The following is a 24,527-nucleotide window of genomic DNA, read 5'->3' on the forward strand; positions in this document are numbered from 1 at the left end:
CGAAAGGAAACCAACAGTGTCGAACAAGGCGATGTCGAAGAATCAGTCCCGCAGAATCCGGGTGGCCGCCGTCGTGGCGATCGCCGCCGCGTTGCCGCTGTCGCTCACCGCGTGCGGTGGCGGTGGCGGCGGGAGCGACGAGGGCAAGATCGTGATCGGCACGAAGTTCGATCAGCCGGGCCTCGGCATGAAGAACCCCGACGGCACGATGAGCGGTTTCGACGTCGACGTGGCGACCTACGTCGCGCAGCAGCTCGGCTACAAGCCCGAGGACATCGAGTGGAAGGAATCGCCCTCGAGCCAGCGCGAGACGCTGATCCAGAACGATCAGGTCGAGTTCATCGCCGCCACCTACTCGATCACCGACGCGCGCAAGGAGAAGGTGTCCTTCGCGGGCCCGTACCTGGTGACGGGTCAGAGCCTGCTGGTCAAGGCCGACAACACCGACATCACCGGCAAGGACTCGCTGGCCAACAACAAGAAGCTGTGCTCGGTGTCCGGGTCGACGCCCGCGCAGAAGATCAAGGACGAGTTCCCCAGCGTCCAGCTCCAGCAGTACGACACCTACTCGGCGTGCATCGAGGCGCTCAAGAACGGCGCGATCGACGCGGTGACCACCGACGAGGTCATCCTCGCCGGCTACGCCGCGCAGACCCCGGGTGCGTTCAAGCTGGTCGGTCAGCCGTTCTCGGAGGAGAACTACGGCATCGGCCTCAAGAAGGACGACACCGAGCTGCAGACCAAGATCAACGACGCGCTGACCAAGATGGAGTCCGACGGCGCGTGGAAGGCCGCGTTCGAGAAGAACCTCGGACCGGCGGGCATCCAGGTCCCGTCGCCGCCGGCGATCGCCAAGAACTGACCGGACCGGCGAACTGAGAGGGAGTCAGCGGAGTCCACGTGGAGGTCTTCTCCGAGTATCGCGGCCAGATCTTCGAGGCGTTCTGGACCACGATTCAGTTGACGGTGTTCTCGGCCGTGGGTGCGTTGATCCTCGGCACGGTGCTGGCGGGCATGCGCCTGTCCCCCGTGCCGATGCTCAACTGGCTCGGGACGTCGTACGTCAACGTGGTCCGGAACACTCCGCTGACCCTGATCATCCTGTTCTGTTCGTTCGGTTTGTCGCAGACGCTGGGCATCACGCTGGTCGACTCGCAGTCGACGACGTCGATCGAGGACGGCAACTTCCGGCTCGCGGTGCTGGGGTTGACGGTATACACGGCGTCGTTCGTCTGCGAGACGATCCGCTCGGGGGTGAACACCGTGCCGCTGGGTCAGGCCGAGGCGGCCCGCTCGCTCGGGTTCACCTTCGGCCAAAACCTGCGAATGATCCTGCTGCCCCAGGCCTTTCGCGCGGTACTCATCCCGATGGGCTCGGTGCTGATCGCGCTGACGAAGAACACGACGATCGCCTCGGCGATCGGCGTGGCTGAAGCGGCGTTGCTCATGAAGGAGATGATCGAGAACACCGCGGCGCTGCTGATCATCGGCGTGATCTTCGCCCTCGGGTTCATGGTGCTGACGCTGCCGATGGGCTTGGTGTTCGGGTGGTTGGGGAAGAAGTACGCGGTGAGCCAGTGAACTCCTCCTCGGTCCTCTTCGACGCCCCTGGGCCGCGCGCGCGGATGCGCAACCGGGTGGTCACGGCCGTCACGGTCGTCATCCTCCTGGTGATCGCCTGGCTGGTGTACTCGCAGCTGAGCGCCAAGGGGCAGCTCGATTCCGCGAAGTGGGAACCGTTCCTCACTCCGGAGCTGTGGACCACCTACGTCCTGCCGGGCATCGAGGGCACGCTCACGGCGGCGGTAGTGTCGATCGTCCTGGCCATGGTGCTGGGCTTCGTGCTGGGCGTGGGCCGGATGTCGACGCACCGTCCGCTGCGGTGGTTCTGCTCGGTGATCGTCGAGTTCTTCCGCGCGATCCCGGTGCTGATCATGATGATCTTCGCGTACTTCCTGTACGCGCTCTACGACGTGTTCCCCGGGCAGTACCTGGCGCTGGCAGGCGTGATCACCGGCCTGACGTTGTACAACGGCGCGGTGATCGCCGAGATCGTCCGCGCCGGGGTGAATGCCCTGCCTCGCGGGCAGGCCGAGGCCGCCTCGGCGCTCGGCCTGCAGTGGGGCCAGACCATGCGGGCGATCCTGCTGCCGCAGGCGATCACGTCGATGCTCCCGGTGCTGGTGTCGCAGATGGTGGTCGTGCTGAAGGACACCGCGATCGGCTACCAGATCACGTTCGTCGAGATGGTGCGCCAGGGCACGGTGGTCGGATCCTCCTACGGCAACTACATTCCCGCGCTCATCGTGATAGCGCTGCTGATGATCGCCGCCAACTTCGGGTTGTCGGCTCTGGCTACCCGACTGGAGCGCCGGATGCGCCGGTCGCGTCGCGGGCCCGCCCCGTTGCACACCGACGCCGTGGAGCAGGAAGGCGCTCCGGGGGCCAAGGCCGTGTGATGCGGGTTTCCGCGCTGGAAATCCTGCCCGAGTGGGCGTTGCGCGACGTCGTCGACCTCATGGTCCGCCTCATCGAGGCCTGCGGCGCGGTCGTCATCATGATCGGCGCGGTCGTCGCGATCACGAAGTTCGCCGTCGCGCTGGTACGCCGCGACATCAATCAGTTCTCGTCGGTGCGGTTGTCCCTGGCGCGGTTCTTGGTGCTGGGCCTGGAGTTTCAGCTCGCTGCGGACGTGCTGCGGACCGCGATCTCGCCGTCGTTCGAGGAGATCGGCAAGCTGGCGGCGATCGCCGCGATCCGTACGGTGCTGAACTACTTCCTCAACCGCGAGATCGCGCAGGAGCAACGCGAGATCGCGTTGCTCGAGCACGAGCGGCCGCCGGATCCCGCCCCGCGGCCATGACCGTCACCGACGTCTCGTGGATCATCGCGGCCGCCGGGATCGTGGTCGCGATCGCCGGGCTCCTCGTCTTCCGCCAGCCGTTGATCGCGCTGCGGGTCATGCTCGAATTGTTCACCGCGGCAGGGCTGCTGCGGTTGAGTGTCGACCTGTCCTGGGAGTCGATCGCCGGAGTCGCCGTGCTGATCGCGGTGCGTCGACTGGTGACGCGGAGCTTGGCAGCGGACTTCGCCGCCGGCTTCGCTACACCATTCGGCGTTCGCGCTCGCCGGCCAGTGCGACCTTGACCACGTCCAAGGCCATCGACTGGTTGTAGCCGCGGCGGGCGAGCATGCCGACCAGCCGCCGAATCAGCTTCGTCTCCTCGGCGTCGTCGTCGAGGCGCGCGCGCCGGAGCTTGTCGGCGACGAGTTGCTCGGCACGCGTGCGTTCGGCGTCGGCGCCGATCTCGGCCAAGGCGCCGGCGATCACGTCCTCGTCCACACCCTTGGTGCGCAGTTCGGCCGCGAGTGCGCGCTTACCCTTGCCGGCGTGGACCGTTCGGGATCGCACCCACTGTTCGGCGAAGTCCTCGTCGTCGATGAGTCCGACGTCGGCCAGCCGGTCGAGCACCCGTGCGTTCACGTCGTCGGGGAAGCCACGCTTCTCCAGGCGGCCGGCCAGCTCGGCCCGCGTACGGGCCCTCGCAGTGAGCAGGCGCAGGCAATGCGCCCGCGCCTGCTCTTCGCGGGAAGCCGAATCCGTCTCCGGTGACTCAGAAGTCGACGGGGGCGGGCAGGGCTTCGACATTGCTCTTGTCGTCCGTCAGCACGGCTCCGATGCCGAGCTTCTCCTTGATCTTCTTCTCGACCTCGTCGGCGATCTCGGGATTCTCGAGCAGGAAGTTGCGGGCGTTCTCCTTGCCCTGACCGAGTTGCTCACCGTCGTAGGTGAACCAGGACCCGGACTTGCGGATGAACCCGTGCTCGACGCCCATGTCGATCAGCGAGCCCTCCTTGGAGATGCCCTTGCCGTAGAGGATGTCGAACTCGGCCTGCTTGAACGGCGGCGCCATCTTGTTCTTGACGATCTTGCAGCGGGTGCGGTTGCCCACCGCGTCCGTACCGTCCTTCAGCGTTTCGATGCGGCGCACGTCCAGGCGCACGGAGGCGTAGAACTTCAAGGCCTTGCCGCCCGTGGTGGTCTCGGGCGAACCGAACATCACGCCGATCTTCTCGCGCAGCTGGTTGATGAAGATCGCCGTCGTGTTCGAGTTGCTCAGGGCTCCAGTGATCTTGCGGAGCGCCTGGCTCATCAGACGGGCCTGCAGGCCGACGTGGCTGTCACCCATCTCGCCCTCGATCTCCGCGCGCGGGACCAACGCGGCCACCGAGTCGATGACCAGGATGTCCAGTGCGCCGGACCGGATCAGCATGTCGGCGATCTCCAGCGCCTGCTCACCGGTGTCGGGCTGGGACACCAGCAGGGAGTCGGTGTCGACGCCCAGCTTCTTGGCGTAGTCGGGATCGAGCGCGTGCTCGGCGTCGATGAACGCCGCGATGCCGCCGGCCGCCTGCGCGTTGGCGACGGCGTGCAGGGCCACGGTGGTCTTACCCGATGACTCCGGGCCGTAGATCTCGACGACGCGGCCACGGGGCAGACCTCCGATGCCCAGGGCGACGTCGAGGGCGATCGACCCGGTCGGGATGACCGATATCGGTGCGCGCACTTCGTCGCCGAGGCGCATCACCGAGCCCTTGCCGTGACTCTTCTCGATCTGAGCGAGGGCGAGCCCGAGTGCCTTCTCGCGGTCGGGGGCTTGCGGCATGGTGTTTCTCCGTCCTGGTGGGTTTTCGATCGGTTTCCGATCGGTTGGCCGCGACGTTAGGGGAGGCCACCGACAAGTCCCGCGTTCGAACGATTCCCACAGTAGACGAACACGTGTTCGATTCAAGCTGACACGCCGATCACCCGGCACGCACCGAATCCGACCGAGTCGTCGCCGACGGAGTTGTGCATCTTTGCCCGCCGGATCGCCCGACGCGTCCTATCGTGAGAATCACCGAAGCCCAGAGCGGGGCAGACATGCACGAGATGGCGTTGACCCAGAGTCTTGTCGAGGCAGTGTGCGAGCACGCCGCAGGTCGTCGCGTGCACAGCGTCACGTTGGAGGTCGGGGCGCTGTGCGCTGTCGCGCCCGCCGCGATGTCGTTCTGCTTCGAACTGGCAGTGGAGGGCACCGTCGCCGACGGTGCCCGACTCGATCTCGACATCCGCCCCGGCGCGGGCCACTGCCGTACCTGCGACACCCACCTCGACCTGACGGACACGATCTTGCTGTGTCCCTGCGGCAGCGCCGACGTCGAGGTACTCGCCGGCCGGGACCTGCGGATCCTTTCGATGGAAGTGAGCTGACATGTGCGCGACCTGCGGCTGCGGTGATGACGGTGCGACCGTCACGATCGCCGGAGAACCACCCGTTCCGGGCCATCACCACGACCACGACCACCACGACCACCCGCATTCCCACGACGGCCAACGCGAGACGGTCTCGCTCGAGCAGCGGGTGCTGGCAAAGAACGATCGACTCGCCCAGCAAAACCGGGACTGGCTCGCCCACCGCGACATCGCGGCGTTCAACCTCACCAGCTCACCCGGCGCGGGTAAGACCACCCTGCTCGAGCGCACCATCGGAGACCTCCGTGGCCGCACCCCCATCGCGGTCATCGAGGGCGACCAGGAAACGCTGCTCGACGCGGAACGAATCCAGGCCACCGGATGCCGGGCCGTTCAGATCAACACTGGACCCGGCTGCCACCTCGACGCCGCGATGGTGCGAACCGCACTCGACGCCCTCGGTCCCGAGCCCGCCACTCTGCTGTTCATCGAAAACGTCGGAAATCTGGTGTGCCCAGCGATGTTCGACCTCGGCGAGCGCGCAATGGTGGTGATCATCTCCGTCACCGAGGGCGCCGACAAGCCGCTGAAGTACCCGCACATGTTCGCCGCGGCCAAGCTGGTTCTGATCAACAAGGTCGACCTACTGCCCTACGTCGACTTCGACCTCGACGTCTGCACTGCCAACGCCCGCTCGGTCAACCCACGCGTCGACGTCCTCCCGGTGTCCGCCACGACGGGCCAGGGCGTCGCATTCTGGTACCAGTGGATCGACGATACCGTCAAGGTTTGACCGGATGGGATTTGTCACAGTTTTCCGTTGACTCTGCTGTGTGCGGCGAGTAAACCGAGAACTAGCGACGCGTAAGTGGGCCGAAGGGCGACTCCTACGCCGCAGGAACCACTCAGCCCGGTTCCGGGAAGCTGCAGCATGCCAACCGAAGCTGCCATCAAAGCGGAAGAAACACTGATCCACGTTCTCTGGATCAACGCCGGTCTCAGTTGTGACGGCGATTCCGTGGCCTTGACAGGAGCCACTCAACCAAGCATCGAGGAGATCGCGCTCGGAGCCCTACCCGGATTGCCCCAGGTCGCAGTGCACTGGCCGCTCATCGACTTCGAATGCGGGCCCTCGGGCGGTGCGGACGACTTCCTGCAGTGGTTCTTCAAGGCCGACCGCGGAGAGCTGGAGCCCTTCGTGCTGGTCGTGGAGGGCTCGATCCCCAACGAGAAGCTGCACGAGGAGGGGTACTGGAGCGGGTTCGGCAACGACCCGGCGACCGACCAGCCGATCACCACCAGCGAATGGCTCGACAGACTCGCCCCGAAGGCGACGGCGATCGTCGCCGTGGGCACATGCGCGACCTACGGCGGCATTCACGCCATGGCGGGCAATCCTACGGGGGCGATGGGGGTGCCCGACTACCTCGGCTGGGATTGGAAGAGCAAGGCGGGTATTCCGATCGTCTGCGTACCCGGCTGTCCCGTCCAGGGGGACAACCTCTCCGAGACGTTGACGTACCTGCTGTACATGGCCACCGGTCAGGCACCGATGATTCCACTCGACGAGGCGCTGCGCCCGCAGTGGCTCTTCGGAATGACGGTGCACGAGGGGTGTGACCGGGCCGGCTACTACGAACAGGGCGACTTTGCCACGGAGTATGGATCGCCGAAATGCATTGTCAAGCTTGGGTGTTGGGGACCGGTAGTGAAGTGCAACGTGCCGAAGCGAGGGTGGATCAACGGCGTCGGCGGCTGCCCCAACGTCGGCGGCATCTGCATCGGATGCACGATGCCGGGGTTCCCGGACAAGTTCATGCCGTTCATGGACGAGCCGCCCGGGGGGAAGCTCTCGACCTCCGCGTCCGGTGTCTACGGATCGGTGGTCCGGAATCTCCGCCACATCACTCGACGCACCCTCGACAAGGAACCGAAATGGCGCCATCCGGGCAAGGAACTGACCACAGGAGCGACGCGCACCTGGTAGGTGCGCCTCGCATGGAAGGGCAGAAACCCAAATGACAACCACCGCTCCCGGACCTCAGCACACGAAGAGCGATCCGAGCACCCTCGTCGACATGTCGTGGGATCCGATCACCAGGATCGTCGGCAGCCTGGGCATCTACACGAAGATCGACTTCGAGAACCGCGAGGTCGTCGAATGCCACAGCACCTCATCGATCTTCCGGGGTTACTCGATCTTCATGAAGGGCAAGGACCCTCGCGACGCCCACTTCATCACCAGCCGCATCTGCGGCATCTGCGGCGACAACCACGCGACGTGTTCGTGCTATGCGCAGAACATGGCGTACGGCGTGAAGCCGCCGCACCTTGGCGAGTGGATCGTCAACCTCGGAGAAGCCGCGGAATACATGTTCGACCACAACATCTTCCAGGAGAACCTCGTCGGGGTCGACTACTGCGAGAAGATGGTGTCCGAGACCAATCCCAGCGTCCTGGCCAAGGCGGAGAACACGCTCGCGCCGCACTCCGACGCACACGGCTACCGGACCGTCGCCGACATCATGCGCGCGCTCAACCCGTTCACCGGCGAGTTCTACCGTGAGGCGCTCGTCGTCAGTCGGTGGACGCGGGAGATGTTCTGCCTCATGGAGGGTCGCCACGTACATCCCTCCACGCTGTATCCGGGCGGCGTCGGAACGGTCGCCACGATTCAGCTGATGACCGACTACATCACGCGACTCATGCGCTACGTCGAGTTCATGAAGAAGGTCGTCCCGATGCACGACGACCTGTTCGACTTCTTCTACGAGGCGCTGCCCGGTTACGAGCTGGTGGGGTTGCGGCGCACGCTGCTCGGCTGCTGGGGCTCGTTCCAGGATCCCGAGTACTGCAACTTCGCGTACGAGGACATGGAGCAGTGGGGCGACAAGATGTTCGTCACCCCCGGTGTGGTGGTGGACGGCAAGCTGGTCACCCACTCGCTGGTCGACATCAACCTCGGCATCCGGATCTTGCTGGGCAGCAGCTATTACGACGACTGGACCGATCAGGAGATGTTCGTCGAGAAGGACCCGCTCGGCAATCCGGTCGACCGGCGGCATCCCTGGAACCAGCACACCAACCCCAAGCCGCAGAAACGCGACATGGAGGACAAGTACAGCTGGGTAATGTCGCCGCGCTGGTTCGACGGCAAGGATCACCTGGCCCTCGATACGGGCGGTGGTCCGCTGGCCAGGTTGTGGTCGACCGCGCTGGCAGGTCTGGTCGACGCCGGCGGCTATGTCGTGTCGACGGGGCACAGCGTGCAGATCAACCTGCCGAAGACCGCGCTGAAGGGCCCGGTGTCGTTCGAGTGGAAGATCCCCGAGTACGGCAGCAACACTCTCGAACGCAACCGTGCGCGCAGCTACTTCCAGGCCTACGCTGCGGCGTGCGCCCTGCACTTCGCGGAGAAGGCGCTGGTGGAGATCCGTGCCGGCCGCACCAAGACCTGGGAGAAGTTTACGGTGCCCGACGAGGCCATCGGGTGCGGCTTCACCGAGGCGGTGCGCGGCGTTCTCAGCCACCACATGGTGATTCGGGACGGCAAGATCGCGAACTACCATCCCTATCCACCGACCCCCTGGAACGCCAACCCCCGGGACAGTTACGGGACACCGGGGCCGTATGAGGACGCGGTGCAGGGCCAGCCCATCTTCGAGGAGAACGGGCGTGACGACTTCAAGGGCATCGACATCATGCGGACGGTCCGCAGCTTCGACCCCTGCCTGCCGTGCGGGGTGCACATGTACCTCGGCGACGGGAAGACTATCGAGAAATTGCACTCACCGACACAATCCGTGACCGGGGAGTGACACATGGCCTCGACTGGACGACAGAGCCCGGAGGCACAGGACGACACGCAGTGGCGCACCGCAGGTGATCGAATCCAGACCTTGCTGGACGCGAGTTCGGGCAGCGGCACGGTCGTGCGGGAACGGACCGAGCAGCTGGCAGTAGAGCTGACCGACCTCTACGGGGCGGCACTGTCGAGAATCGTGTCGTTGACCGTGGATTCGGCGCCGGACCTGTTGGAACGGTTCGCCTCCGACGATCTCGTCGCGAGCCTCCTGCTCGTTCACGGCCTGCACCCGCACGGTATCGAGCGCAGGATCGCCGACGCCCTGGACGGCGTCCGGCCGTATCTCGGCTCCCACGGCGGTGACGTCGCGCTGCTCGACGTCGCGGATGGCCCCGGCGGTGTCACGGCCCGCCTGCAGTTCACAGGCAGCTGCCAGAGCTGTCCATCGTCGGCGGTGACGCTCGAGTTCGCCGTCGAGGACGCCGTCCGTTCGGCGGCGCCGGAGGTCGAAACCATCGAAGTCGTGGCAGCGCAGAACGATTCCTCGACCACGACGGGACTGATCTCGGCGGAGTCGCTGATGAGCCGGGTGCAACCCAAGGTAAGCGCTAGTGCTGCCTGGCATACCGCTGCGGACCTGGAGGCCCTGGCACCCGGTGAGGTGGGTGGGTTCTCGGTGGCCGGAGTACCCATCCTGGCCTGCAGGGTGGGCGAGGATCTGTTCGCCTACCACGACCGGTGCGGCGGTTGCGGCGAATCCCTGGCCGGCGCCGCCTTGCACCGTCCGATGGGCGCGCCCGTGGGGCAGGCCGTCCTGCGATGCCCGCGCTGCCACGCCCACTTCGATGCGGTCCGGGCCGGCGCAGGTCTGGACGACGCGGGGTCGGCAGCCGTTCACCTCGAACCCATTCCCCTGTTGCACCGCGACGGCGTCGTGTCCATCGCAGTGCTCGCCGAACCGAGCGGGGTGTCGTGACGACCGCACCGTTCGACGTCCTCGCACGCATCCGTGCCACCAAGCGGCCCGATCGCGCGGACGGGGAACGGTGCGAGATGTGCGCCGAGCCGGTCGCCGACGAGCACCAGCACGTCGTCAACGTCGCAGCGCGCCAATTGATGTGCACCTGCCGCGGCTGCTACCTGCTATTCGCCGATCCGCACGCCAAGCTGCGTTTCCGGGCGGTACCGGACCGCTACCTCACCTTCCCGGACTTCACCCTGGATCGCCGGGGGTGGGAGGCACTGCAGATTCCGGTCGGACTCGCGTTCTTCTTCCGCAACTCCGAGATGGATCGAACCGTCGCCTTCTACCCGGGCCCGGCAGGCGCCACCGAATCCGAACTGGACCTCGACGCCTGGAACTCGATCAGTGGCGCAGACCTTCGGCAACCTCATTCGCCGCACGCTTCACTCGCGTTGGGCATGCTTGCCGACGACGTCGAGGCGCTACTGGTACGCGTTCCCGACAGGGACCAGGTCGATCCGGAACTGAACGCCGAGGCCGAGTGCTACCTGGTCCCGATCGACGCGTGCTACGAGTTCGTGGGCAGATTGCGGTTGCTGTGGCGGGGCTTCGACGGCGGCCACGAGGTACGCGCATTCGTCGACGAGTTCTTCGGTCGAATCAAGGCCAGGAGCAAGGTGGCAGCACCGTGATCGACCTGACGTTCGTCGTTCAAGGCGTGGTGGCCGAACCATACTCGGTGACACCGCAATTGAATGCACGCATTGGCGTCGGCACCGGTTTCGCCGGCCCGATCCAGGCCATCGCCTTGAAGTGTCAGGTCCGCATCGAACCGTTGCGCCGTCCATACTCCGACGACGAGGCCACCGGCATGGCCGACCTGTTCGGGCCACGGGAGCGATGGGTCAATACCCAACGGACGTTCCTCTGGCAGCACAGCACCACGATGGTCCAGGGATTCTCCAGAACCACAGAGGTATCCATGCCGCTTGTCTGCACGTACGACTTCGAGGTGGCGGCGTCGAAGTACCTGCATGCGTTGCGCGACGGGACGGTACCGCTGCTGTTCTTATTCAGCGGCACGGTGTTCACCCCAGGCGAGCGTGGATTCTCGGTACACCAGGTGTCGTGGGAATGCGAGGCCCGCCACGACATGCCGGTGTCTGTCTGGCACGACGTCACGCGCGCCCACTTTCCCAATTCTGGCTGGGTTCGCCTCGGACACGACACGGTCACCGCGCTCGCGGCCTACCGGTCCGCCAACGGAAGGCTCGACTTCGACGATGCCGTCAGCGCGCTGCTCTCCGACTCCCGACGCGAGTCGCTGCAGTCCGGGGAGTTCCGGTGACACCCGGCTGGGACCGGGCACGCGCCATCGCCGATGCGGTGCTCTACGAGGGTTACCTGCTCTATCCCTACCGCGCGACGTCTGGAAAGAATCAGTCCCGATGGCAATTCGGCGTATTGGGCCCTCCAGGGGCGTCCGAGGCAGGGCTCGGCGAGGACGCCATGCTGTCGGCGGAGTTCCCCGTCGACGGAGCCGGCGAACTGTCGGTCGTCCTCCGATTCCTACAGTTGCAGCACCGCCGTGCGGAGCGCGACGCAGGCCAGGGTCGGTTCGAACCGGTCGACGAGTTGACCAGCGGTTCACAGTCCTGGGTGACCTGGGACGAGGCGGTGGAGTGCGAACTGCCCTTCGGCCCATTCGACCTCGCCGAGATCGACCAGCCGATCACCCTGCCCGTCGTCGTGCGTGCGGGCAGCGGCATCGAGCGGGTCGACGGTGGACGACTGCTGCGCACCCGTGCCGCCGTCGAGGCCGAACTCACCATCTCCGTGGAACGCGACGCCGGCCTGAACCGTGTCCGCGTCTCCGTGTGCAACACCAGGCCCGGCGCCCGCGACAGAGACGCGGCGATCGCCGCGTCGCTGATCGGGACGCACGTGATCGCGCAAGTGACCCGCGCAGCGTTCGTCTCGCTACTGGAGCCGCCCGCGGAGGCAGAGGCCGCGGTGTCACGGTGCGTCCAGCATCGTTGCTTCCCCGTGCTGGCGGGTCGGCCCGGTGAGCGCGACCTGCTGCTGATCTCGCCAATCATCCTCTACGACCACCCCGAGATTGCCGAGCAGAGCGAGGGCGCCATGTTCGATTCCACCGAGATCGACGAGATCCTCACGCTGCGGGTCATGACGATGACCGACGAGGAGAAGGCGCAGGCACGAGCAACCGACCCGCTGGCCGCCGCCCTCATCGACAGGTGCGACTCGATGTCGCCGGAGTCGATGCAGCAGTTGCACGGCATCCTGCGCAACCCGCACTCGCCCATCGCGAATTCCTCCGACCCGAGCAGCCCACTCGAAGGGCAGATGCGCGCCGCCGGTCTCATTCCGGAAGTCCCCGACGGTGTGGACTGGTGGGACCCGTTGGTGGACAACGCCGTACGTCCCGACCACGACGCCGTACTGGTGAGCGGCGCTCGCGTCGCCGCGGGCAGCCGGGTCCGGCTGCGTCCGAGCCGCCGCGCCGACGCCCAGGACATCTTCTTCGCAGGCAGGACCGCGCGCGTCATCTCGGTGCACGAGGACGTCGACGGCGAGCATTACGTCGGTGTGATAGTCGAAGACGATCCCGACGTCGAGATGCCCGACTCCTACGGCCGGTACCTGTACTTCGCACCCGACGAGGTCGAACCGCTCGATGCCTCAACCAGTCAGCCCAGGTAAGGAGTTCGAATGGACGTTGTTGGTCGGATCGCAACGGGTGTCGCGGTGCTCGTAGTCATCGCGGGGGTGACGGTCGGACTCCGGTCGATTCCGGACGTACGCCGCTACGTCAAGATCCGGAACATGTAGCGCCGGTCGCACTGGAATGACGCCACGAATCCTCGTGGCCGGTATCGGCAACATATTCCTCGGTGACGACGGCTTCGGACCCGAGGTGATCAGACATGCCCGGTCTCGTCCGTATGGCCGTGACTTCCCGGGCACGACGGTCAAGGTGGTCGACTACGGGATCCGCGGCATGCACCTGGCCTACGACCTGCTCGACGACTGGACCGCACTGGTACTGATCGACGCAGTCCCCGATAGAGGCGCGCCGGGTTCGCTGCGGGTGTTCGATGCCGACCACGAAACCATCGATGCCACGCTCGCTCTCGACGCGCACGGCATGGACCCTGCCGCAGTGTTCGCCAGCCTGCGGGCTCTGGGCGGCACTGCGCCACCGACCTTCGTCATCGGTTGTCAGGTCGACAGCGTCGAGGACGGCATCGGTTTGACTGACGTCGTCGACGCCGCCGTACCCGCGGCCCTGGACGCCATCGACTCGGTGCTCCGGATGGTCACGTCCGACGCCCCGGCCCGGGAGGGCTGAGCGGTGTGCCTCGGAATTCCCGGTCGGGTGCTCGGCATGGTCGATGGTTACGGCGACCAACTGGCGCTCGTCGACGTGGCCGGTGAGGCCCGGAAGGTGAACATCGGCATGCTGCCCGAGGAGACGTTCACCGCAGGTGACTGGGTGATCATCCACATGGGCTTCGTGGTCGAGAAGACCGACGAGGCAGGCGCGGACGCCGCGATGGCGGGTCTGCAGCTGATGGGATCCGGTCGCACCGAGGACGATTCGCCATGATGGTTCGGCGCCGGGTCCGGATCTGCGTGCACGGGGTGGTGCAGGGCGTGGGGTTTCGACCGTTCGTCTACACGACCGCCGCGGCGCTCGGGCTCTCCGGCTCCGTGCGCAACGACAGCTCCGGTGCGATCGTCGAGGCAGAGGGCGACGGACATGCGATCGACGAGTTCGTCAGCCGACTACGCGACGATGCGCCGCCACTCGCGGTGATCGAAGCGCTGCAGTGCCAGGACGTCCCGCTGGTCGGGGGCACCGAGTTCCAGATCGCGGACACGTCGCGGTCCGGCGGCGGCCGCACCCTGGCCTCGCCCGACGTCGCGATGTGCGAGCAATGCGCAGCCGAACAACGCGATCCCGCCGATCGCCGCTACCGGCACGCCTTCGTCAACTGCACCAATTGCGGCCCACGGTTCACCATCATCACCGCACTCCCCTATGACCGCGCTGCCACGACGATGGCCGACTTCCCGATGTGCGCCGAGTGCGCCCGCGACTACACGACACCGAGCGACCGGAGATTCCACGCGCAGCCCGTCTGCTGCCCCGAGTGCGGACCACGACTCACCTACCGCGACGGCGAGGGACGTGTCGCCGCCGGCGAGAGCGGACTGGCCCGCGCCCGGCGGCTGCTGCGCGACGGTGGGATCCTCGCCGTCAAGGGAATCGGTGGCTACCACCTGGCGTGTGACGCCGGTGCCGACGATGCGGTGAGCGTATTGCGCAGGCGGAAGCGCCGCGGCGACAAGCCCTTCGCCGTGATGGTGGCCGACCTACCCGGCGCACGCGCCATCGCCGACGTCGACGACGCATCGGCGCGGGTACTGACCGGTATCCAGCGCCCGATCGTGCTGATGGAGCGATTGGCGGGCGCGTGCATCGCCGATTCGGTGGCACCGCACAATCCCGATCTCGGCGTGCTGCTGGCCTACGCGCCGCTGCACGTGCTGCTGTTCGGCCTACCCGATGACGAGCCCGGACCCCGAGTTCTGGTCATGACGTCGGGAAACGTTGCCGGCGAGCCGATCTGCTTCGCTGACGCCGACGCGCTGAACAGGCTCGCCCACCTCGCCGACGGATGGCTGATGCACGACCGGTCGATCCTGGTTCCGTGTGACGACTCCGTCGTCCGCGTGGTGGACGGCACGGAACTGCCGATGCGGCGATCGCGCGGCTATGCCCCGCTGCCGGTGTCACTACCCGTGCCGGTACCCCCGACGCTCGCTGTCGGCGCCGATGTGAAGAACACGATGGCCGTCGCCGAGGGCCGGTACGCGTGGCTGAGCCAGCACATCGGGGATATGGACGACCTGGCCACGCTGTCGGCGTTCGACGCCGCACAGCAGCACCTGCGCACGTTGACGGGCGTCGAGCCCGAACTCGTCGTCGCCGACGCCCATCCGCGGTACCGGTCGACCACGTGGGCGCTGCGCAACTGTGGAGCGCGACCGATCCGGTCGGTTCAGCACCACCACGCCCACATCGCCGCGGTGATGGCCGAACACGGCCTCGACGGCACACGGCAGGTCCTCGGGTTCGCCTTCGACGGCACAGGGTACGGACCCGACGGCGCAGTGTGGGGCGGTGAGGTGATGCTCGCCGACTACAAGGGGTACCGCAGGGTCGCCCACCTCGGATACGTCCCCTTGGCCGGCGGTGACGCCAGCGTGCTGCGCCCCTACCGGATGGCGCTCGCACACCTCTGGGCGGCGGGCCTGCCGTGGGACGGCGATCTCGCGCCGGTGCAGGCGTGCCCGCCCGACGAGCGCGGCGTGCTGCGACACCAATTGGAAACCGGTCTCGCCTGCGTCCCGACCTCCAGCATGGGGCGCCTGTTCGACGCGGTCTCGGCACTGGCCGGTGTTCGTCAGGTGGTGGCATACGAGGCACAGGCCGCCATCGAACTCGAGGGCCTCGCACGCCACGAGGACACGGGCGGAGACGGTTACGGTTTCGGCTTCTGGGGCTCAGGCTCCGACACCGACACCGGTCCCAGCGCGATCATCGACGCCGCTCCGGTGCTTCGCGACGTGATCGCCGACGTACGCAGCGGCACCCCGGCCCGGGTGATCGGCGCCCGCTTCCACCGTGCCGTCTCCGGGTTGATCGCCGATCTCGCCGTGTCGTTCGACGCGGACGCCGTGGCGCTCTCAGGCGGAGTCTTTCAGAACCCGCTACTGCTGCGGTTGACGAAGGACGCACTGCGCGTCAAGGGAATCACCGCACTCACGCACCGGCGGGTACCACCCAACGACGGTGGCATCGCGCTCGGTCAACTCGTGGTCGGAACGTCAGGATAGGGAAGGAAGCATGCCATGTGTCTAGCAGTGCCGGGAAGGATCGTCAGCGTCGCCGACCGCGACGGCACGTTGATGTCGACGGTGGACTTCGGCGGTATCCAGAAGGACGTCTGCCTGCAGTACATACCCGACGCCAGGATCGGTGAATACGTGGTGGTGCACGTCGGTTTCGCCATCCAGCGCCTGGACGAGGAGTCGGCCAAGTCGACCCTGGCGGAGTTCGAGCACCTCGGGGTGCTCGACGAGGAGTTCGGCGACGGGTTCGCACTCGCCGCGCGGCAGGCGGGCAAGGACAATCCCAATGAGGTGAGGTCATCATGAAGTATCTGGACGAGTTCAGCGACCCGGAGCTGGCGGGCAAGCTCATCGCGCAGATCAAGGCGGTAACCACTCGGCGCTGGTCGATCATGGAAGTGTGTGGTGGCCAGACCCATTCGATCATCCGCCACGGCATCGACCAACTGCTGCCCGACGAGATCGAGATGATTCACGGACCCGGGTGCCCGGTCTGCGTGACGCCGCTGGAGATCATCGACAAGGCCATGGAGATCGCGTCGAGGCCCGACGTGATCTTCTGCTCGTTCGGCGACATGTTGCGCGTGCCGGGCAGCGACAAGGACCTGTTCCGCATCAAGAGCGAGGGCGGTGACGTCCGCGTGGTGTACTCGCCGCTGGACGCGCTGACGATCGCACAGGAGAACCCAGACAGGCAGGTGGTGTTCTTCGGCATCGGGTTCGAGACCACCGCACCGGCCAATGCGATGACGGTCTATCAGGCCTGCCGCCTCGAGATCCGCAACTTCTCGCTGCTGGTGTCGCACGTACTGGTTCCGCCCGCGATCGCCGCGATCATGGAGTCGCCGGAGTGTCGGGTGCAGGCCTTCCTCGCGGCAGGCCACGTGTGCTCGGTGATGGGCACCGAGGAATACCCCGAGCTGTGCGACAGGTACTCGATACCGATCGTCGTTACCGGCTTCGAACCGTTGGACATCCTCGAGGGGATACGGCGAACGGTGCTTCAACTCGAGTCCGGGCGGCACGAGTTGGAGAACGCCTACCGTCGCGCCGTGCGCGAGGAGGGCAATGGCCCGGCAAAGGCCATGCTGGAGGATGTGTTCGAGAGGACCGATCGCGCCTGGCGGGGCATCGGCGTCATCCCCGGCAGCGGGTGGCGGCTGTCACCCAAGTACCGCGAGTACGACGCGGAGCACCGGTTCGCGGTTACCGACATCCACACGGCCGAGTCCGAGGTGTGCCGCTCCGGTGAGGTGCTGCAAGGCCTCATCAAGCCGCACGAGTGCGAGGCTTTCGGCACGCTCTGCACCCCCCGCAATCCGCTCGGCGCGACCATGGTCTCGTCGGAGGGCGCGTGTGCGGCCTACTACCTGTATCGCCGCCTCGAGGTGAGCCATGCCTGATTCGACGTTGCATGATTCGACGGTGCCTCATTCGATGACGGGACGGCCGTCCACTATCGACATGGAGCAGTGGGTATGTCCGATGCCGCTGCGTAGCTCGCCGAACATCGTCATGGGACATGGGGGCGGTGGCGCGATGTCGGCCGAACTCATCGAGCATCTCTTCCTACCCGCGTTTGGGTCGGCGGCCGACGCGGGCATGGGCGACTCGGCGGTGCTTCAGATCGGATCGGCGCGACTGGCCTTCTCCACCGACTCCTACGTCGTCAAGCCGCTCTTCTTCCCCGGCGGCACGATCGGTGACCTGGCGGTCAACGGAACCGTCAACGATCTCGCGATGGCGGGTGCTCAGCCGGTCGCCCTGTCGACGGCGTTCATCCTCGAGGAGGGCACTGCCCTCGACGAGATCGCCCACGTCGCACAGGCGCTCGGCACCGCCGCGCTCGCCGCAGGCGTGAAGCTGGTCACCGGCGACACGAAGGTGGTCGACGCGGGCCACGGCGACGGGATCTACGTCAACACCGCGGGGATCGGATTGGTCGACGACCGGGTCGACATCCGCCCCGAGCGGGCCGCCGTCGGCGACGTCGTCATCGTCAGCGGCGACATCGGCGTGCACGGCGTCGCCGTGATGAGTTGCCGAGAAGGGCTCCAGTTCGCCACCACGGTGGCCAGCGACACCGCCCCGCTGAATGGTCTGGTGAAGGCCATGATCGACAGTGGCGCTGACGTCCACGTGCTGCGCGATCCGACACGCGGAGGCGTCGCAGCCACCCTCAACGAACTGGCCAAGGCTGCACGGGTCGGGGTGTCACTAGACGAGCGGACCTTCCCGATCCCGGCCGACGTGCGGGACGCGTGCGGCCTGCTGGGCTTGGACCCCCTACAGGTCGCCAACGAGGGCAAGCTGCTGGCGTTCGTACCGCAGGACGACGCCCACCGGGTGTTGGCCGCGATGCGAGCGCATCCGTTGGGAGCTAGAGCGGCGGTCATCGGCCGCTGTGTCGCCGACCACCCCGGCATGGTGGTTGCGCGGACCGCTCTCGGCGGCACCCGGGTGGTCGATCTGCCCATCGGCGAACAACTTCCCCGCATCTGCTGACATGTCACCTCACACCGCGTTGGCGGCCGACCGGGAACCGCCGGCGGGATACGCCGAGTTCGCCAGATACGCCTTCGCGCCGAACGAACTCGGTTACTGCGGACCCGACGACGGTGACGTGCTGCTGCGCGGCGGGAGCCCCGCAGAACTCGCCCGCTACGCCAGAGAGTTCGACGGCGCATGGCCGTACCTGGAAGCGATTGCCGACGCGGCAGGTCTCTCGGATCCGTTGGACGCCGACGTGGTGACCAGTTACTGGATCGGTGGTGGCCTGCTCTCCGCAGTGGATCCCGATGTGCTGCTGAGCAGGCTGCGCAGCGCCTTCGCCGGGCAGGTCACGGGGCTGCTCGACGAACTCGAACCTGGACAGGCCCTGGCGCACCACAGCTTTCACGTGTTCGCCGTCTATCCGTGGGTGCGCTTCCTCGGCGGCGACCCGACCAAACCGGTCCAGGTCATGCAGGACTGCCGCGTCCGCTGGGGCACCGTGCGGTCGGTGGACGACGACCATGCGGTGCTGTCGGCGCAACCGCTGACGTTCGCCGGCGGTGTGCTGGCACTCGGCGCTCCGGCGGAGGACCGGGTGCGGTGGCGGCGAGACGGCGCATCACTTGCCCCCGCGCCGATCGTGGGTCAGACCATCTCGGCACACTGGAATTGGGCGTGCGGCGCGCTCTCCACCGACCAGGCGACCGCATTGGCCGCGGCGACCTCACGGGTGCTCGACCTGATCAATGCGGCGAGGGCGTGATCGTCCGCCTCACCACTGGTCGCGCGGCACGTCGAACTCCGCGCACAGTGCCCGCCAGACGTCGCGGGGATCGACGCCGTCCTCGATCGCCTGCCTCGGAGTGCGCCCGTCGACACTGCTCAACACGTAGTCGACCAGTAGCGAGGCACCCCGCACCGGGCCGAACTGCGCATCCACCAGTTCGTGGAATTCCGTCAACCGCACGCCACGAATCTACCGAGCGACCGCCAGTGCGTCGTGGCACACCCGTACCGGATCGGCGACGGCGCCCGAACTCGCGCCCGCCTGCCGCGCTGCAGCCCGGTAGCGCGGGTCGGCCAGGACAGCGCCCACCGCGGCCGCCAGCGCGTCGGCGGCCAGCGGGCGGATCAGCTCCGCACTTCCTTGGCGCACCAGACGATTGGCGATCTCCCACTGGTCTCCCCCGCCCGGCACCACGACCATCGGCACCCCGGCGAGCAGCGTCTTGGCCACCATGCCGTGCCCGCCGCCGCAGATCACCAGGTCCGCCGCCGCGAGCAGTTCGTCCTGGCGCCCCAGCCCGACGACCGCCCACGGCGGGACCGGCACGCCTGCCCCGCGCAGCCGCGACACGACCACGCGCCCGCCGTCGGGCAGCGTCCGTCCCGGAACCAGGGTCTCGAGCGCGAGTTCCGCGAGGCCGATCGCACCCGTCGTCGCCGTGGACGGCGCGACGACGACCAGCGGGCCGGTGCCATCGGGGACGTCGAGCGCGGCGTCGGTCGGCTCGAAGTGCAGCGGCCCGACGATGACGGCTTCGGCGGGCCAATCCGGGCGGGGAACCTCGAGCGCGGGCAGCGTCGCGATCAGTCGCCGCCGCGGCCCTGGGTCGCGGCCGGGCAGCCCGATGCCTGCGCGGGCCTGGGCGCGCTGGGCCTCGCCCTGCCGGACCGACCGTCCGGTGAGCGCCCGCATCACGGTGTCGCGCAAGCGTCCCCGCACGCCGGTTCCCGGGGCGAGCCCGCTGCCGATCGGCGGCAACCCCTTCGATGGGCGGTACAGCGGATGCGGGCACAGCTCGACCCACGGCAGCCCGATGAGGTCGGCGGCCATGCCGCCGCAGGCCGTGATCACGTCGGAGACGATGAGGTCGGGCGTGAGGTCACGCAGCCGCTGCTCGTTGCACACGGCCATCTTCGCGGCCCTGCGGTGGATCTTGGCGCCTGCGTCTTCGTCGTCGTCGGCGGCGGTGGCATCGAGGCCGTCGAGTTCGATCGCGTCGATGCCCGCGCGCCGTGCGGTGTCCAGCCACTGCCTACCCGTCAGCAGAGTCGGCTCGTCGCCGGCTGCGGAGAACCGCAGGCACATGGCGATCGCGGGGAACGCATGTCCCGGATCGGGTCCCGCGACCACTGCCACGCGCATCGCATCACCCTGCCACAGTCACCCACGGCCACCCTGTCGCGCCGTGGATGAGGAGCATAGGCTCGGCAACCATGACCGAGCAGACGCCTGCGATAGCCGCCACGGACAACGCCACCATCGTCGAGACGTTCCTCAACGCGCTCGCCGACCAGGACTTCGACGCCATCGAGTCGCTACTCGCCTACGACGTGGCCTACCAGAACGTCGGGCTGCCGACGATCCACGGCCGTGACCGCGTCGCGAAGCTGATGCGCGGCATGGAGGGCAAGATGGCGTTCGAGGTGAAGTTCCACCGCAACGTCGCGCAGGGATCGACGGTCCTCAACGAGCGCACCGACGCGATCGTCGTCGGCCCGCTGCGGATGCAGTTCTGGGTGTGCGGCGTGTTCGAGGTCGAGAACGGCCGGATCACCCTGTGGCGCGACTACTTCGACTACCTGAACTTCACGAAGGCGATCGTGCGGGGCGTGCTCGGGATCGCGATCCCGGCACTTCGACCGTCCATGTGACCGGTCGGGTCCTGTGACCGGTCAGGCGCCGCGGCGCAGGTGACCCAGCTCGTCGAAGGCGTACGCCCAGCCGGCCAGGCGGTCGGTGGCCATCCCCAGCTCGCGGCGGTGGCGCTCGCCTGACATCGCCGACGACGACATCGGTCCGTTGTTCGCTGCGGAGACCAATTGCGCTGCGGCAGTAACCATCTCGTCGTACTGACGCACACCGGTCTGCAGTTGGGCGGTGAACGCGCCGATGGTCGGGGTCAGGTGCGCGCGCGACTGCGGTGCCGAGGCGATCGCCCGCTCCATCGACACCACTTCCTTGGCGGTGGCCGCCATGGCCGTGGCGGTCCGATTGGCGGCGTCGGTCACCTCGCGCAATTCGTCGGCAGGCAGCATGCGGCCCCGCTCCATCACGCCGAGCAGGGAGAACAGTCCGCGTTCGGCCGACGCCAGCGCAGCCATCGGTTGTCGAGCGGCCGATCCCCACGGCGGCAGCCGACGGGTGGACCGCTGCGCGGGAAGCGGTTGCGCCTTGAGCCAGCGGTAGCGCAGGAACGCCAGCGTCGCGAGGAACGCCGCACCGATCGCGATGGGGCTGGGGATCAGCAGCGCCCACGCGGGTGTGCTCCACGACGCCAGCACCGCGGTCACCGCGATCCAGAAGCCCGTGGCGAAGGTGAAGAACACGCCTGCGCGAAACGCCCACCGGCGCTTGCGGAGGAGTTTCGCGCGCTGATCGGCAGCCGCGCCGAGGCGCTCGGCCAGCACGTCCGACCACTCCGCGGCGGTGTCGACACCGCGCTGCATCAAGGTCTTCCACGCCTGCTGGCGGAGCGGCTGCGGGTTGGTCGGCATGTTCCTCACCTACTCATCGGGTTACTGCGACAGCGGGTTCTCCGGCGCTGCTGCCGGAGGGTTGGCGGCAGGCGTGGCGGGTGTCGCGGTGGATCCGCCGGCAGCGAGCGAATCCCCGCGCATCGACGCGCGGATCTGCTCGAGGCGCGAGTGGCCGGCCATCTGCACGCTGGCCTGCTGCACCTCCATCATTCGACCCTGCACGGAGTTCTGTGCGAGTTCGGTCGCGCCCATCGCATTGGCGTAGCGACGTTCGATCTTGTCGCGGACCTCGTCGAGGCTGGGCGTGCTGCCGGGCGCGGAGAGTTCGCTCATCGACTGCAGCGACGCGCTGACCTGCTCCTGCATCTTGGCCTGCTCGAGCTGGCTGAGCAGCTTGCTGCGCTCGGCGATCTTCTGCTGCAGCACCATGGCGTTCTGCTCGACGGCCTTCTTGGCCTGGCCTGCGGCTTGCAGCGCCTGGTCGTGCAGCGACTTGAGGTCCTCGACGCTCTGCTCAGCGGTCACCAGCTGGGCGGCGAAGGCCTCGGCGGCGTTGGTGTACTCGTTGGTCTTGGCCGCATCACCGTTGGCGGCGGCCTGGTCGGCCAGGGTCAGGGCCTGGCGGACGTTGACCTGTAGCTTCTCGATGTCGGCGAGCTGGCGGTTGAGCCGCATCTCGAGCTGACGCTGATTGCCGATCACCTGGGCGGCCTGCTGGGTCAGCGCCTGGTGCTGCCGCTGGGCATCCTCGATGGCCTGCTGGATCTGCACCTTCGGATCGGCGTACTCGTCGACCTTGGAGCTGAACAGCGCCATCAGGTACTTCCACGCCTTGCTGAAGGGATTGGCCATGAGTTCGGTCCGCCTTACGAATCGTTGTCCGGTCGATCTGTCACTGCCCGGAGCCGGCACGCCGGCCCAGCGGGGTTCGCACTACCTGCCAACTTAGTGGTTTGGCACAGACCGCCACACCCCTGCACGGGATTTACCGACGGCCGCGCCGAGCTGGACCAGCTATGCGACCGCCATCGACACGACCTGCGGGATGACGACCTTGGTGGAGACGTCGATGTTGGCCGCGCTCGCGGCCCTGGTGTCGGCTTCGCGTTCCGCGTGCTCGAGCACCTCGCCTGCATTGGTCAGCACGCGCGACATCGGCACGTCGAGGGCCGAGCAGATGGCGCTGAGCAGCTCGCTCGACGCTTCCTTGCGGCCACGTTCGACCTCGGACAGGTATCCGAGGCTCACGCGTGCGTCGTCGGACACTTCACGCAAGGTACGGCCCTGCGCAGTTCTGGCTTGGCGCAGCACGTCGCCGATCACTTCACGCAGCAATGCCGTCATCGGGGCTCCTTCGACTGGGTCTTCGGGCAGTCTTAGTTGCCAACGCCGACGACCGCCGGTTTGGTTCCCGCCGCCGCGACATCGTCTGCGACGCGTCACGAGACCTCAGACGGTGCGCGCGCCGCGCACGGCAGAGAGCACGTAGTCCAGGCCCGTGAGCACGGTGAGCACGACGGCGGCGACCATCAGCACCCATGCCCCGGTCAGCCACGCCCCGGACAGCGGGAGCACGAAGAGGCCGATCGCGACGGCCTGCACCAGCGTCTTGACCTTGCCGCCCCGGCTGGCGGGAATCACTCCCCGGCGGATGACGGCGAAACGCAGCAGTGTGACGGCGATCTCACGCACCAGGATTACGACGGTGACCCACCACGGCAGGTCCCCCAATAGCGAGAGACCGATCAGGGCGGCGCCGATCAGCGCCTTGTCGGCGATCGGGTCGGCGAGCTTGCCGAACTCGGTCACCATGCCGTAGGCGCGGGCGATCTCGCCGTCGATCCGGTCGGTGATCACCGCGACGGTGAACACCGCGAAAGCAACCAATCGCCAAGACGTTTCGTGTCCGTCGCCGACGAAGAGCGCCGCGAGGAACACCGGGACCAGTACGACCCGCAGGCCGGTCAGGAGGTTGGCGACGTTGACGACGCTGACGTGCGGAACCACTGGATTGCTCTCAGACTGGCTCGGCACCGCAACAGAATATCCGTTGCGCATGCGGATACCCTCGCTGCTGTGACCGAGGCGCCCGGAAGTGACGGATTCGTGGTCCGTCGTGCCCGTACGTCGGACGTTCCGCACATCAAAGCTCTCGTCGACATCTACGCTGGCCGGATCCTGCTGGAGAAGAACCTCGTCACGCTCTACGAGGCGGTTCAGGAGTTCTGGGTGGCCGAACTCGACGGCGAGGTGGTGGGCTGCGGGGCCCTGCACGTGCTGTGGTCGGACCTCGGCGAGGTGCGCACCGTCGCCGCCCACCCGAAGGTCCGCGGCCGCGGCGTCGGGCACGCCGTGGTCGAGCGACTGCTCGACGTGGCGCGCGAACTGCGGCTCGAGCGCATCTTCGTGTTGACCTTCGAGACCGAGTTCTTCGCCTCGCACGGGTTCGAGGAGATCGACGGCACGCCCGTCACGGCCGAGGTGTACGACGAGATGCGGCGGTCCTACGACATCGGCGTTGCGGAGTTCCTCGACCTGTCCTACGTCAAGCCCAATACCCTCGGCAACACCCGAATGCTGTTGCTGCTGTAGGCACGACGCAC

31 protein-coding genes are annotated in these 24,527 nt (G+C 67.2%); 23 read left to right on the plus strand and 8 right to left on the minus strand.

The window, feature by feature from the left end; all coding sequences use genetic code 11:
- Positions 1–31 precede the first annotated feature (31 nt).
- The 5 genes from LOK44_RS23420 to LOK44_RS23440 are packed head-to-tail and all read left to right on the plus strand — an operon-like array spanning position 32 to position 3,147.
- On the plus strand, positions 32–862 hold the full coding sequence (locus tag LOK44_RS23420) for a glutamate ABC transporter substrate-binding protein (RefSeq protein ID WP_163924663.1): 831 nt from the start codon (positions 32–34) through the stop codon (positions 860–862).
- Between the two features lie 38 nt (positions 863–900).
- Entirely contained in the window at positions 901–1,581 is a 681-nt protein-coding gene (locus tag LOK44_RS23425) for an amino acid ABC transporter permease (RefSeq protein ID WP_237572482.1), read from the plus strand.
- A gap of 44 nt (positions 1,582–1,625) precedes the next feature.
- Positions 1,626–2,459, plus strand: a complete 834-nt coding sequence (locus LOK44_RS23430) for an amino acid ABC transporter permease (RefSeq protein ID WP_237572589.1) — start codon at positions 1,626–1,628, stop codon at positions 2,457–2,459.
- On the plus strand, positions 2,459–2,863 hold the full coding sequence (locus LOK44_RS23435; RefSeq protein WP_237572483.1) for a DUF1622 domain-containing protein: 405 nt from the start codon (positions 2,459–2,461) through the stop codon (positions 2,861–2,863). The genes LOK44_RS23430 and LOK44_RS23435 overlap by 1 nt, the downstream gene beginning before the upstream one ends.
- On the plus strand, positions 2,860–3,147 hold the full coding sequence (locus LOK44_RS23440) for a hypothetical protein (RefSeq protein ID WP_237572484.1): 288 nt from the start codon (positions 2,860–2,862) through the stop codon (positions 3,145–3,147). The genes LOK44_RS23435 and LOK44_RS23440 overlap by 4 nt, the downstream gene beginning before the upstream one ends.
- On the opposite strand, the gene recX is transcribed toward LOK44_RS23440, so the two are convergent.
- Positions 3,104–3,649: a recombination regulator RecX gene (recX, locus tag LOK44_RS23445; protein ID WP_237572485.1), complete on the minus strand. Its 546-nt coding sequence runs from the start codon at positions 3,647–3,649 to the stop codon at positions 3,104–3,106. The genes LOK44_RS23440 and recX overlap by 44 nt on opposite strands.
- Entirely contained in the window at positions 3,615–4,667 is a 1,053-nt protein-coding gene (gene recA / locus LOK44_RS23450; RefSeq protein ID WP_237572486.1) for a recombinase RecA, read from the minus strand. The genes recX and recA overlap by 35 nt, the downstream gene beginning before the upstream one ends.
- Positions 4,668–4,924: 257 nt before the next feature.
- Between recA and LOK44_RS23455 the strand changes: the two genes are divergently transcribed.
- The 16 genes from LOK44_RS23455 to LOK44_RS23525 all read left to right on the plus strand — a co-directional run bounded on the left by LOK44_RS23455 (position 4,925) and on the right by LOK44_RS23525 (position 19,204).
- Positions 4,925–5,254 carry a hydrogenase maturation nickel metallochaperone HypA/HybF gene (locus tag LOK44_RS23455; RefSeq protein WP_237572590.1) on the plus strand — a complete coding sequence of 110 codons (330 nt, stop codon included), beginning with the start codon at positions 4,925–4,927 and terminating at the stop codon, positions 5,252–5,254.
- A 1-nt stretch (position 5,255) separates the two neighbouring features.
- Positions 5,256–6,029: a hydrogenase nickel incorporation protein HypB gene (hypB, locus tag LOK44_RS23460; RefSeq protein WP_237572487.1), complete on the plus strand. Its 774-nt coding sequence runs from the start codon at positions 5,256–5,258 to the stop codon at positions 6,027–6,029.
- A 138-nt stretch (positions 6,030–6,167) separates the two neighbouring features.
- On the plus strand, positions 6,168–7,223 hold the full coding sequence (locus LOK44_RS23465; RefSeq protein WP_237572488.1) for an NADH-quinone oxidoreductase subunit B family protein: 1,056 nt from the start codon (positions 6,168–6,170) through the stop codon (positions 7,221–7,223).
- A 31-nt stretch (positions 7,224–7,254) separates the two neighbouring features.
- The gene (locus tag LOK44_RS23470; protein ID WP_237572489.1) at positions 7,255–9,054 is read left to right on the plus strand and encodes a nickel-dependent hydrogenase large subunit; all 1,800 of its coding nucleotides are present in this window, start codon (positions 7,255–7,257) and stop codon (positions 9,052–9,054) included.
- A 3-nt stretch (positions 9,055–9,057) separates the two neighbouring features.
- Positions 9,058–10,017, plus strand: coding sequence for a NifU family protein (locus LOK44_RS23475; RefSeq protein ID WP_237572490.1), 960 nt, complete (start codon positions 9,058–9,060; stop codon positions 10,015–10,017).
- Entirely contained in the window at positions 10,014–10,697 is a 684-nt protein-coding gene (locus tag LOK44_RS23480; protein WP_237572491.1) for a DUF5947 family protein, read from the plus strand. The genes LOK44_RS23475 and LOK44_RS23480 overlap by 4 nt, the downstream gene beginning before the upstream one ends.
- The gene (locus LOK44_RS23485; protein WP_237572492.1) at positions 10,694–11,353 is read left to right on the plus strand and encodes a DUF6084 family protein; all 660 of its coding nucleotides are present in this window, start codon (positions 10,694–10,696) and stop codon (positions 11,351–11,353) included. Before LOK44_RS23480 ends, LOK44_RS23485 begins: the two co-directional genes overlap by 4 nt.
- Entirely contained in the window at positions 11,350–12,729 is a 1,380-nt protein-coding gene (locus LOK44_RS23490) for a hypothetical protein (protein ID WP_237572493.1), read from the plus strand. The genes LOK44_RS23485 and LOK44_RS23490 overlap by 4 nt, the downstream gene beginning before the upstream one ends.
- Before the next feature lie 9 nt (positions 12,730–12,738).
- Positions 12,739–12,858 carry a DUF6893 family small protein gene (locus LOK44_RS30155; RefSeq protein WP_372481298.1) on the plus strand — a complete coding sequence of 40 codons (120 nt, stop codon included), beginning with the start codon at positions 12,739–12,741 and terminating at the stop codon, positions 12,856–12,858.
- A 16-nt stretch (positions 12,859–12,874) separates the two neighbouring features.
- Positions 12,875–13,378 (plus strand): hydrogenase maturation protease, encoded by a 504-nt coding sequence (locus LOK44_RS23495; protein WP_237572494.1) that lies wholly within the window; start codon positions 12,875–12,877, stop codon positions 13,376–13,378.
- A 3-nt stretch (positions 13,379–13,381) separates the two neighbouring features.
- A complete protein-coding gene (locus LOK44_RS23500) occupies positions 13,382–13,636 on the plus strand; it encodes a HypC/HybG/HupF family hydrogenase formation chaperone (RefSeq protein ID WP_237572495.1) in 255 nt (84 codons plus the stop codon).
- Entirely contained in the window at positions 13,633–15,933 is a 2,301-nt protein-coding gene (gene hypF / locus LOK44_RS23505) for a carbamoyltransferase HypF (RefSeq protein ID WP_237572496.1), read from the plus strand. Before LOK44_RS23500 ends, hypF begins: the two co-directional genes overlap by 4 nt.
- A 15-nt stretch (positions 15,934–15,948) precedes the next feature.
- Entirely contained in the window at positions 15,949–16,254 is a 306-nt protein-coding gene (locus tag LOK44_RS23510; protein WP_237572497.1) for a HypC/HybG/HupF family hydrogenase formation chaperone, read from the plus strand.
- The gene (gene hypD, locus LOK44_RS23515) at positions 16,251–17,351 is read left to right on the plus strand and encodes a hydrogenase formation protein HypD (protein WP_237572498.1); all 1,101 of its coding nucleotides are present in this window, start codon (positions 16,251–16,253) and stop codon (positions 17,349–17,351) included. The genes LOK44_RS23510 and hypD overlap by 4 nt, the downstream gene beginning before the upstream one ends.
- A gap of 34 nt (positions 17,352–17,385) precedes the next feature.
- Entirely contained in the window at positions 17,386–18,453 is a 1,068-nt protein-coding gene (gene hypE / locus LOK44_RS23520; protein WP_237572499.1) for a hydrogenase expression/formation protein HypE, read from the plus strand.
- A 1-nt stretch (position 18,454) separates the two neighbouring features.
- Entirely contained in the window at positions 18,455–19,204 is a 750-nt protein-coding gene (locus tag LOK44_RS23525) for a DUF6390 family protein (protein ID WP_237572500.1), read from the plus strand.
- A 9-nt stretch (positions 19,205–19,213) separates the two neighbouring features.
- Here LOK44_RS23525 and LOK44_RS23530 read toward each other — a convergent pair whose 3' ends face one another.
- Both LOK44_RS23530 and LOK44_RS23535 read right to left on the minus strand, forming a co-directional pair.
- The gene (locus LOK44_RS23530) at positions 19,214–19,408 is read right to left on the minus strand and encodes a DUF3046 domain-containing protein (RefSeq protein ID WP_163918012.1); all 195 of its coding nucleotides are present in this window, start codon (positions 19,406–19,408) and stop codon (positions 19,214–19,216) included.
- A gap of 9 nt (positions 19,409–19,417) precedes the next feature.
- Positions 19,418–20,590, minus strand: a complete 1,173-nt coding sequence (locus LOK44_RS23535; protein ID WP_237572501.1) for a glycosyltransferase — start codon at positions 20,588–20,590, stop codon at positions 19,418–19,420.
- Positions 20,591–20,661: 71 nt separating this feature from the next.
- Between LOK44_RS23535 and LOK44_RS23540 the strand changes: the two genes are divergently transcribed.
- Entirely contained in the window at positions 20,662–21,099 is a 438-nt protein-coding gene (locus LOK44_RS23540) for a limonene-1,2-epoxide hydrolase family protein (RefSeq protein ID WP_237572502.1), read from the plus strand.
- Between the two features lie 21 nt (positions 21,100–21,120).
- Here the strand turns inward: LOK44_RS23540 and pspM are convergent, their stop codons facing one another.
- From pspM to pgsA, 4 genes are all read right to left on the minus strand, one after another.
- Positions 21,121–21,942 (minus strand): phage shock envelope stress response protein PspM, encoded by an 822-nt coding sequence (gene pspM / locus LOK44_RS23545; RefSeq protein ID WP_237572503.1) that lies wholly within the window; start codon positions 21,940–21,942, stop codon positions 21,121–21,123.
- A 21-nt stretch (positions 21,943–21,963) separates the two neighbouring features.
- Positions 21,964–22,776 carry a phage shock protein PspA gene (gene pspA / locus LOK44_RS23550; RefSeq protein WP_237572504.1) on the minus strand — a complete coding sequence of 271 codons (813 nt, stop codon included), beginning with the start codon at positions 22,774–22,776 and terminating at the stop codon, positions 21,964–21,966.
- Positions 22,777–22,938: 162 nt separating this feature from the next.
- Positions 22,939–23,268 carry a transcriptional regulator ClgR gene (gene clgR, locus LOK44_RS23555; RefSeq protein WP_163918017.1) on the minus strand — a complete coding sequence of 110 codons (330 nt, stop codon included), beginning with the start codon at positions 23,266–23,268 and terminating at the stop codon, positions 22,939–22,941.
- Positions 23,269–23,373: 105 nt separating this feature from the next.
- On the minus strand, positions 23,374–23,982 hold the full coding sequence (gene pgsA, locus LOK44_RS23560) for a CDP-diacylglycerol--glycerol-3-phosphate 3-phosphatidyltransferase (RefSeq protein WP_249784043.1): 609 nt from the start codon (positions 23,980–23,982) through the stop codon (positions 23,374–23,376).
- A gap of 18 nt (positions 23,983–24,000) precedes the next feature.
- Here pgsA and LOK44_RS23565 point away from each other — a divergent pair, with 18 nt between their 5' ends.
- A complete protein-coding gene (locus LOK44_RS23565) occupies positions 24,001–24,516 on the plus strand; it encodes an amino-acid N-acetyltransferase (protein WP_237572506.1) in 516 nt (171 codons plus the stop codon).
- The last annotated feature ends 11 nt before the right edge of the window (positions 24,517–24,527 follow it).

Source organism: Mycolicibacterium lacusdiani, assembly GCF_021916785.1.
GTDB lineage: Bacteria > Actinomycetota > Actinomycetes > Mycobacteriales > Mycobacteriaceae > Mycobacterium > Mycobacterium lacusdiani.

What these genes read in the sequence shown, in the direction of transcription:
- LOK44_RS23420 (WP_163924663.1), top strand. Translation starts at nt 32, where the DNA reads ATGTCGAAGAATCAGTCCCGCAGAATCCGGGTGGCCGCCGTCGTGGCG.
- LOK44_RS23430 (WP_237572589.1), top strand. Translation starts at nt 1,626, where the DNA reads ATGCGCAACCGGGTGGTCACGGCCGTCACGGTCGTCATCCTCCTGGTG.
- LOK44_RS23435 (WP_237572483.1), top strand. Translation starts at nt 2,459, where the DNA reads ATGCGGGTTTCCGCGCTGGAAATCCTGCCCGAGTGGGCGTTGCGCGAC.
- LOK44_RS23440 (WP_237572484.1), top strand. Translation starts at nt 2,860, where the DNA reads ATGACCGTCACCGACGTCTCGTGGATCATCGCGGCCGCCGGGATCGTG.
- recX (WP_237572485.1), bottom strand. Translation starts at nt 3,649, where the DNA reads ATGTCGAAGCCCTGCCCGCCCCCGTCGACTTCTGAGTCACCGGAGACG.
- recA (WP_237572486.1), bottom strand. Translation starts at nt 4,667, where the DNA reads ATGCCGCAAGCCCCCGACCGCGAGAAGGCACTCGGGCTCGCCCTCGCT.
- LOK44_RS23455 (WP_237572590.1), top strand. Translation starts at nt 4,925, where the DNA reads ATGCACGAGATGGCGTTGACCCAGAGTCTTGTCGAGGCAGTGTGCGAG.
- hypB (WP_237572487.1), top strand. Translation starts at nt 5,256, where the DNA reads ATGTGCGCGACCTGCGGCTGCGGTGATGACGGTGCGACCGTCACGATC.
- LOK44_RS23465 (WP_237572488.1), top strand. Translation starts at nt 6,168, where the DNA reads ATGCCAACCGAAGCTGCCATCAAAGCGGAAGAAACACTGATCCACGTT.
- LOK44_RS23470 (WP_237572489.1), top strand. Translation starts at nt 7,255, where the DNA reads ATGACAACCACCGCTCCCGGACCTCAGCACACGAAGAGCGATCCGAGC.
- LOK44_RS23475 (WP_237572490.1), top strand. Translation starts at nt 9,058, where the DNA reads ATGGCCTCGACTGGACGACAGAGCCCGGAGGCACAGGACGACACGCAG.
- LOK44_RS30155 (WP_372481298.1), top strand. Translation starts at nt 12,739, where the DNA reads ATGGACGTTGTTGGTCGGATCGCAACGGGTGTCGCGGTGCTCGTAGTC.
- LOK44_RS23495 (WP_237572494.1), top strand. Translation starts at nt 12,875, where the DNA reads ATGACGCCACGAATCCTCGTGGCCGGTATCGGCAACATATTCCTCGGT.
- hypF (WP_237572496.1), top strand. Translation starts at nt 13,633, where the DNA reads ATGATGGTTCGGCGCCGGGTCCGGATCTGCGTGCACGGGGTGGTGCAG.
- LOK44_RS23510 (WP_237572497.1), top strand. Translation starts at nt 15,949, where the DNA reads ATGTGTCTAGCAGTGCCGGGAAGGATCGTCAGCGTCGCCGACCGCGAC.
- hypD (WP_237572498.1), top strand. Translation starts at nt 16,251, where the DNA reads ATGAAGTATCTGGACGAGTTCAGCGACCCGGAGCTGGCGGGCAAGCTC.
- hypE (WP_237572499.1), top strand. Translation starts at nt 17,386, where the DNA reads ATGACGGGACGGCCGTCCACTATCGACATGGAGCAGTGGGTATGTCCG.
- LOK44_RS23525 (WP_237572500.1), top strand. Translation starts at nt 18,455, where the DNA reads ATGTCACCTCACACCGCGTTGGCGGCCGACCGGGAACCGCCGGCGGGA.
- LOK44_RS23535 (WP_237572501.1), bottom strand. Translation starts at nt 20,590, where the DNA reads ATGCGCGTGGCAGTGGTCGCGGGACCCGATCCGGGACATGCGTTCCCC.
- LOK44_RS23540 (WP_237572502.1), top strand. Translation starts at nt 20,662, where the DNA reads ATGACCGAGCAGACGCCTGCGATAGCCGCCACGGACAACGCCACCATC.
- pspM (WP_237572503.1), bottom strand. Translation starts at nt 21,942, where the DNA reads ATGCCGACCAACCCGCAGCCGCTCCGCCAGCAGGCGTGGAAGACCTTG.
- pspA (WP_237572504.1), bottom strand. Translation starts at nt 22,776, where the DNA reads ATGGCCAATCCCTTCAGCAAGGCGTGGAAGTACCTGATGGCGCTGTTC.
- clgR (WP_163918017.1), bottom strand. Translation starts at nt 23,268, where the DNA reads ATGACGGCATTGCTGCGTGAAGTGATCGGCGACGTGCTGCGCCAAGCC.
- pgsA (WP_249784043.1), bottom strand. Translation starts at nt 23,982, where the DNA reads ATGCGCAACGGATATTCTGTTGCGGTGCCGAGCCAGTCTGAGAGCAAT.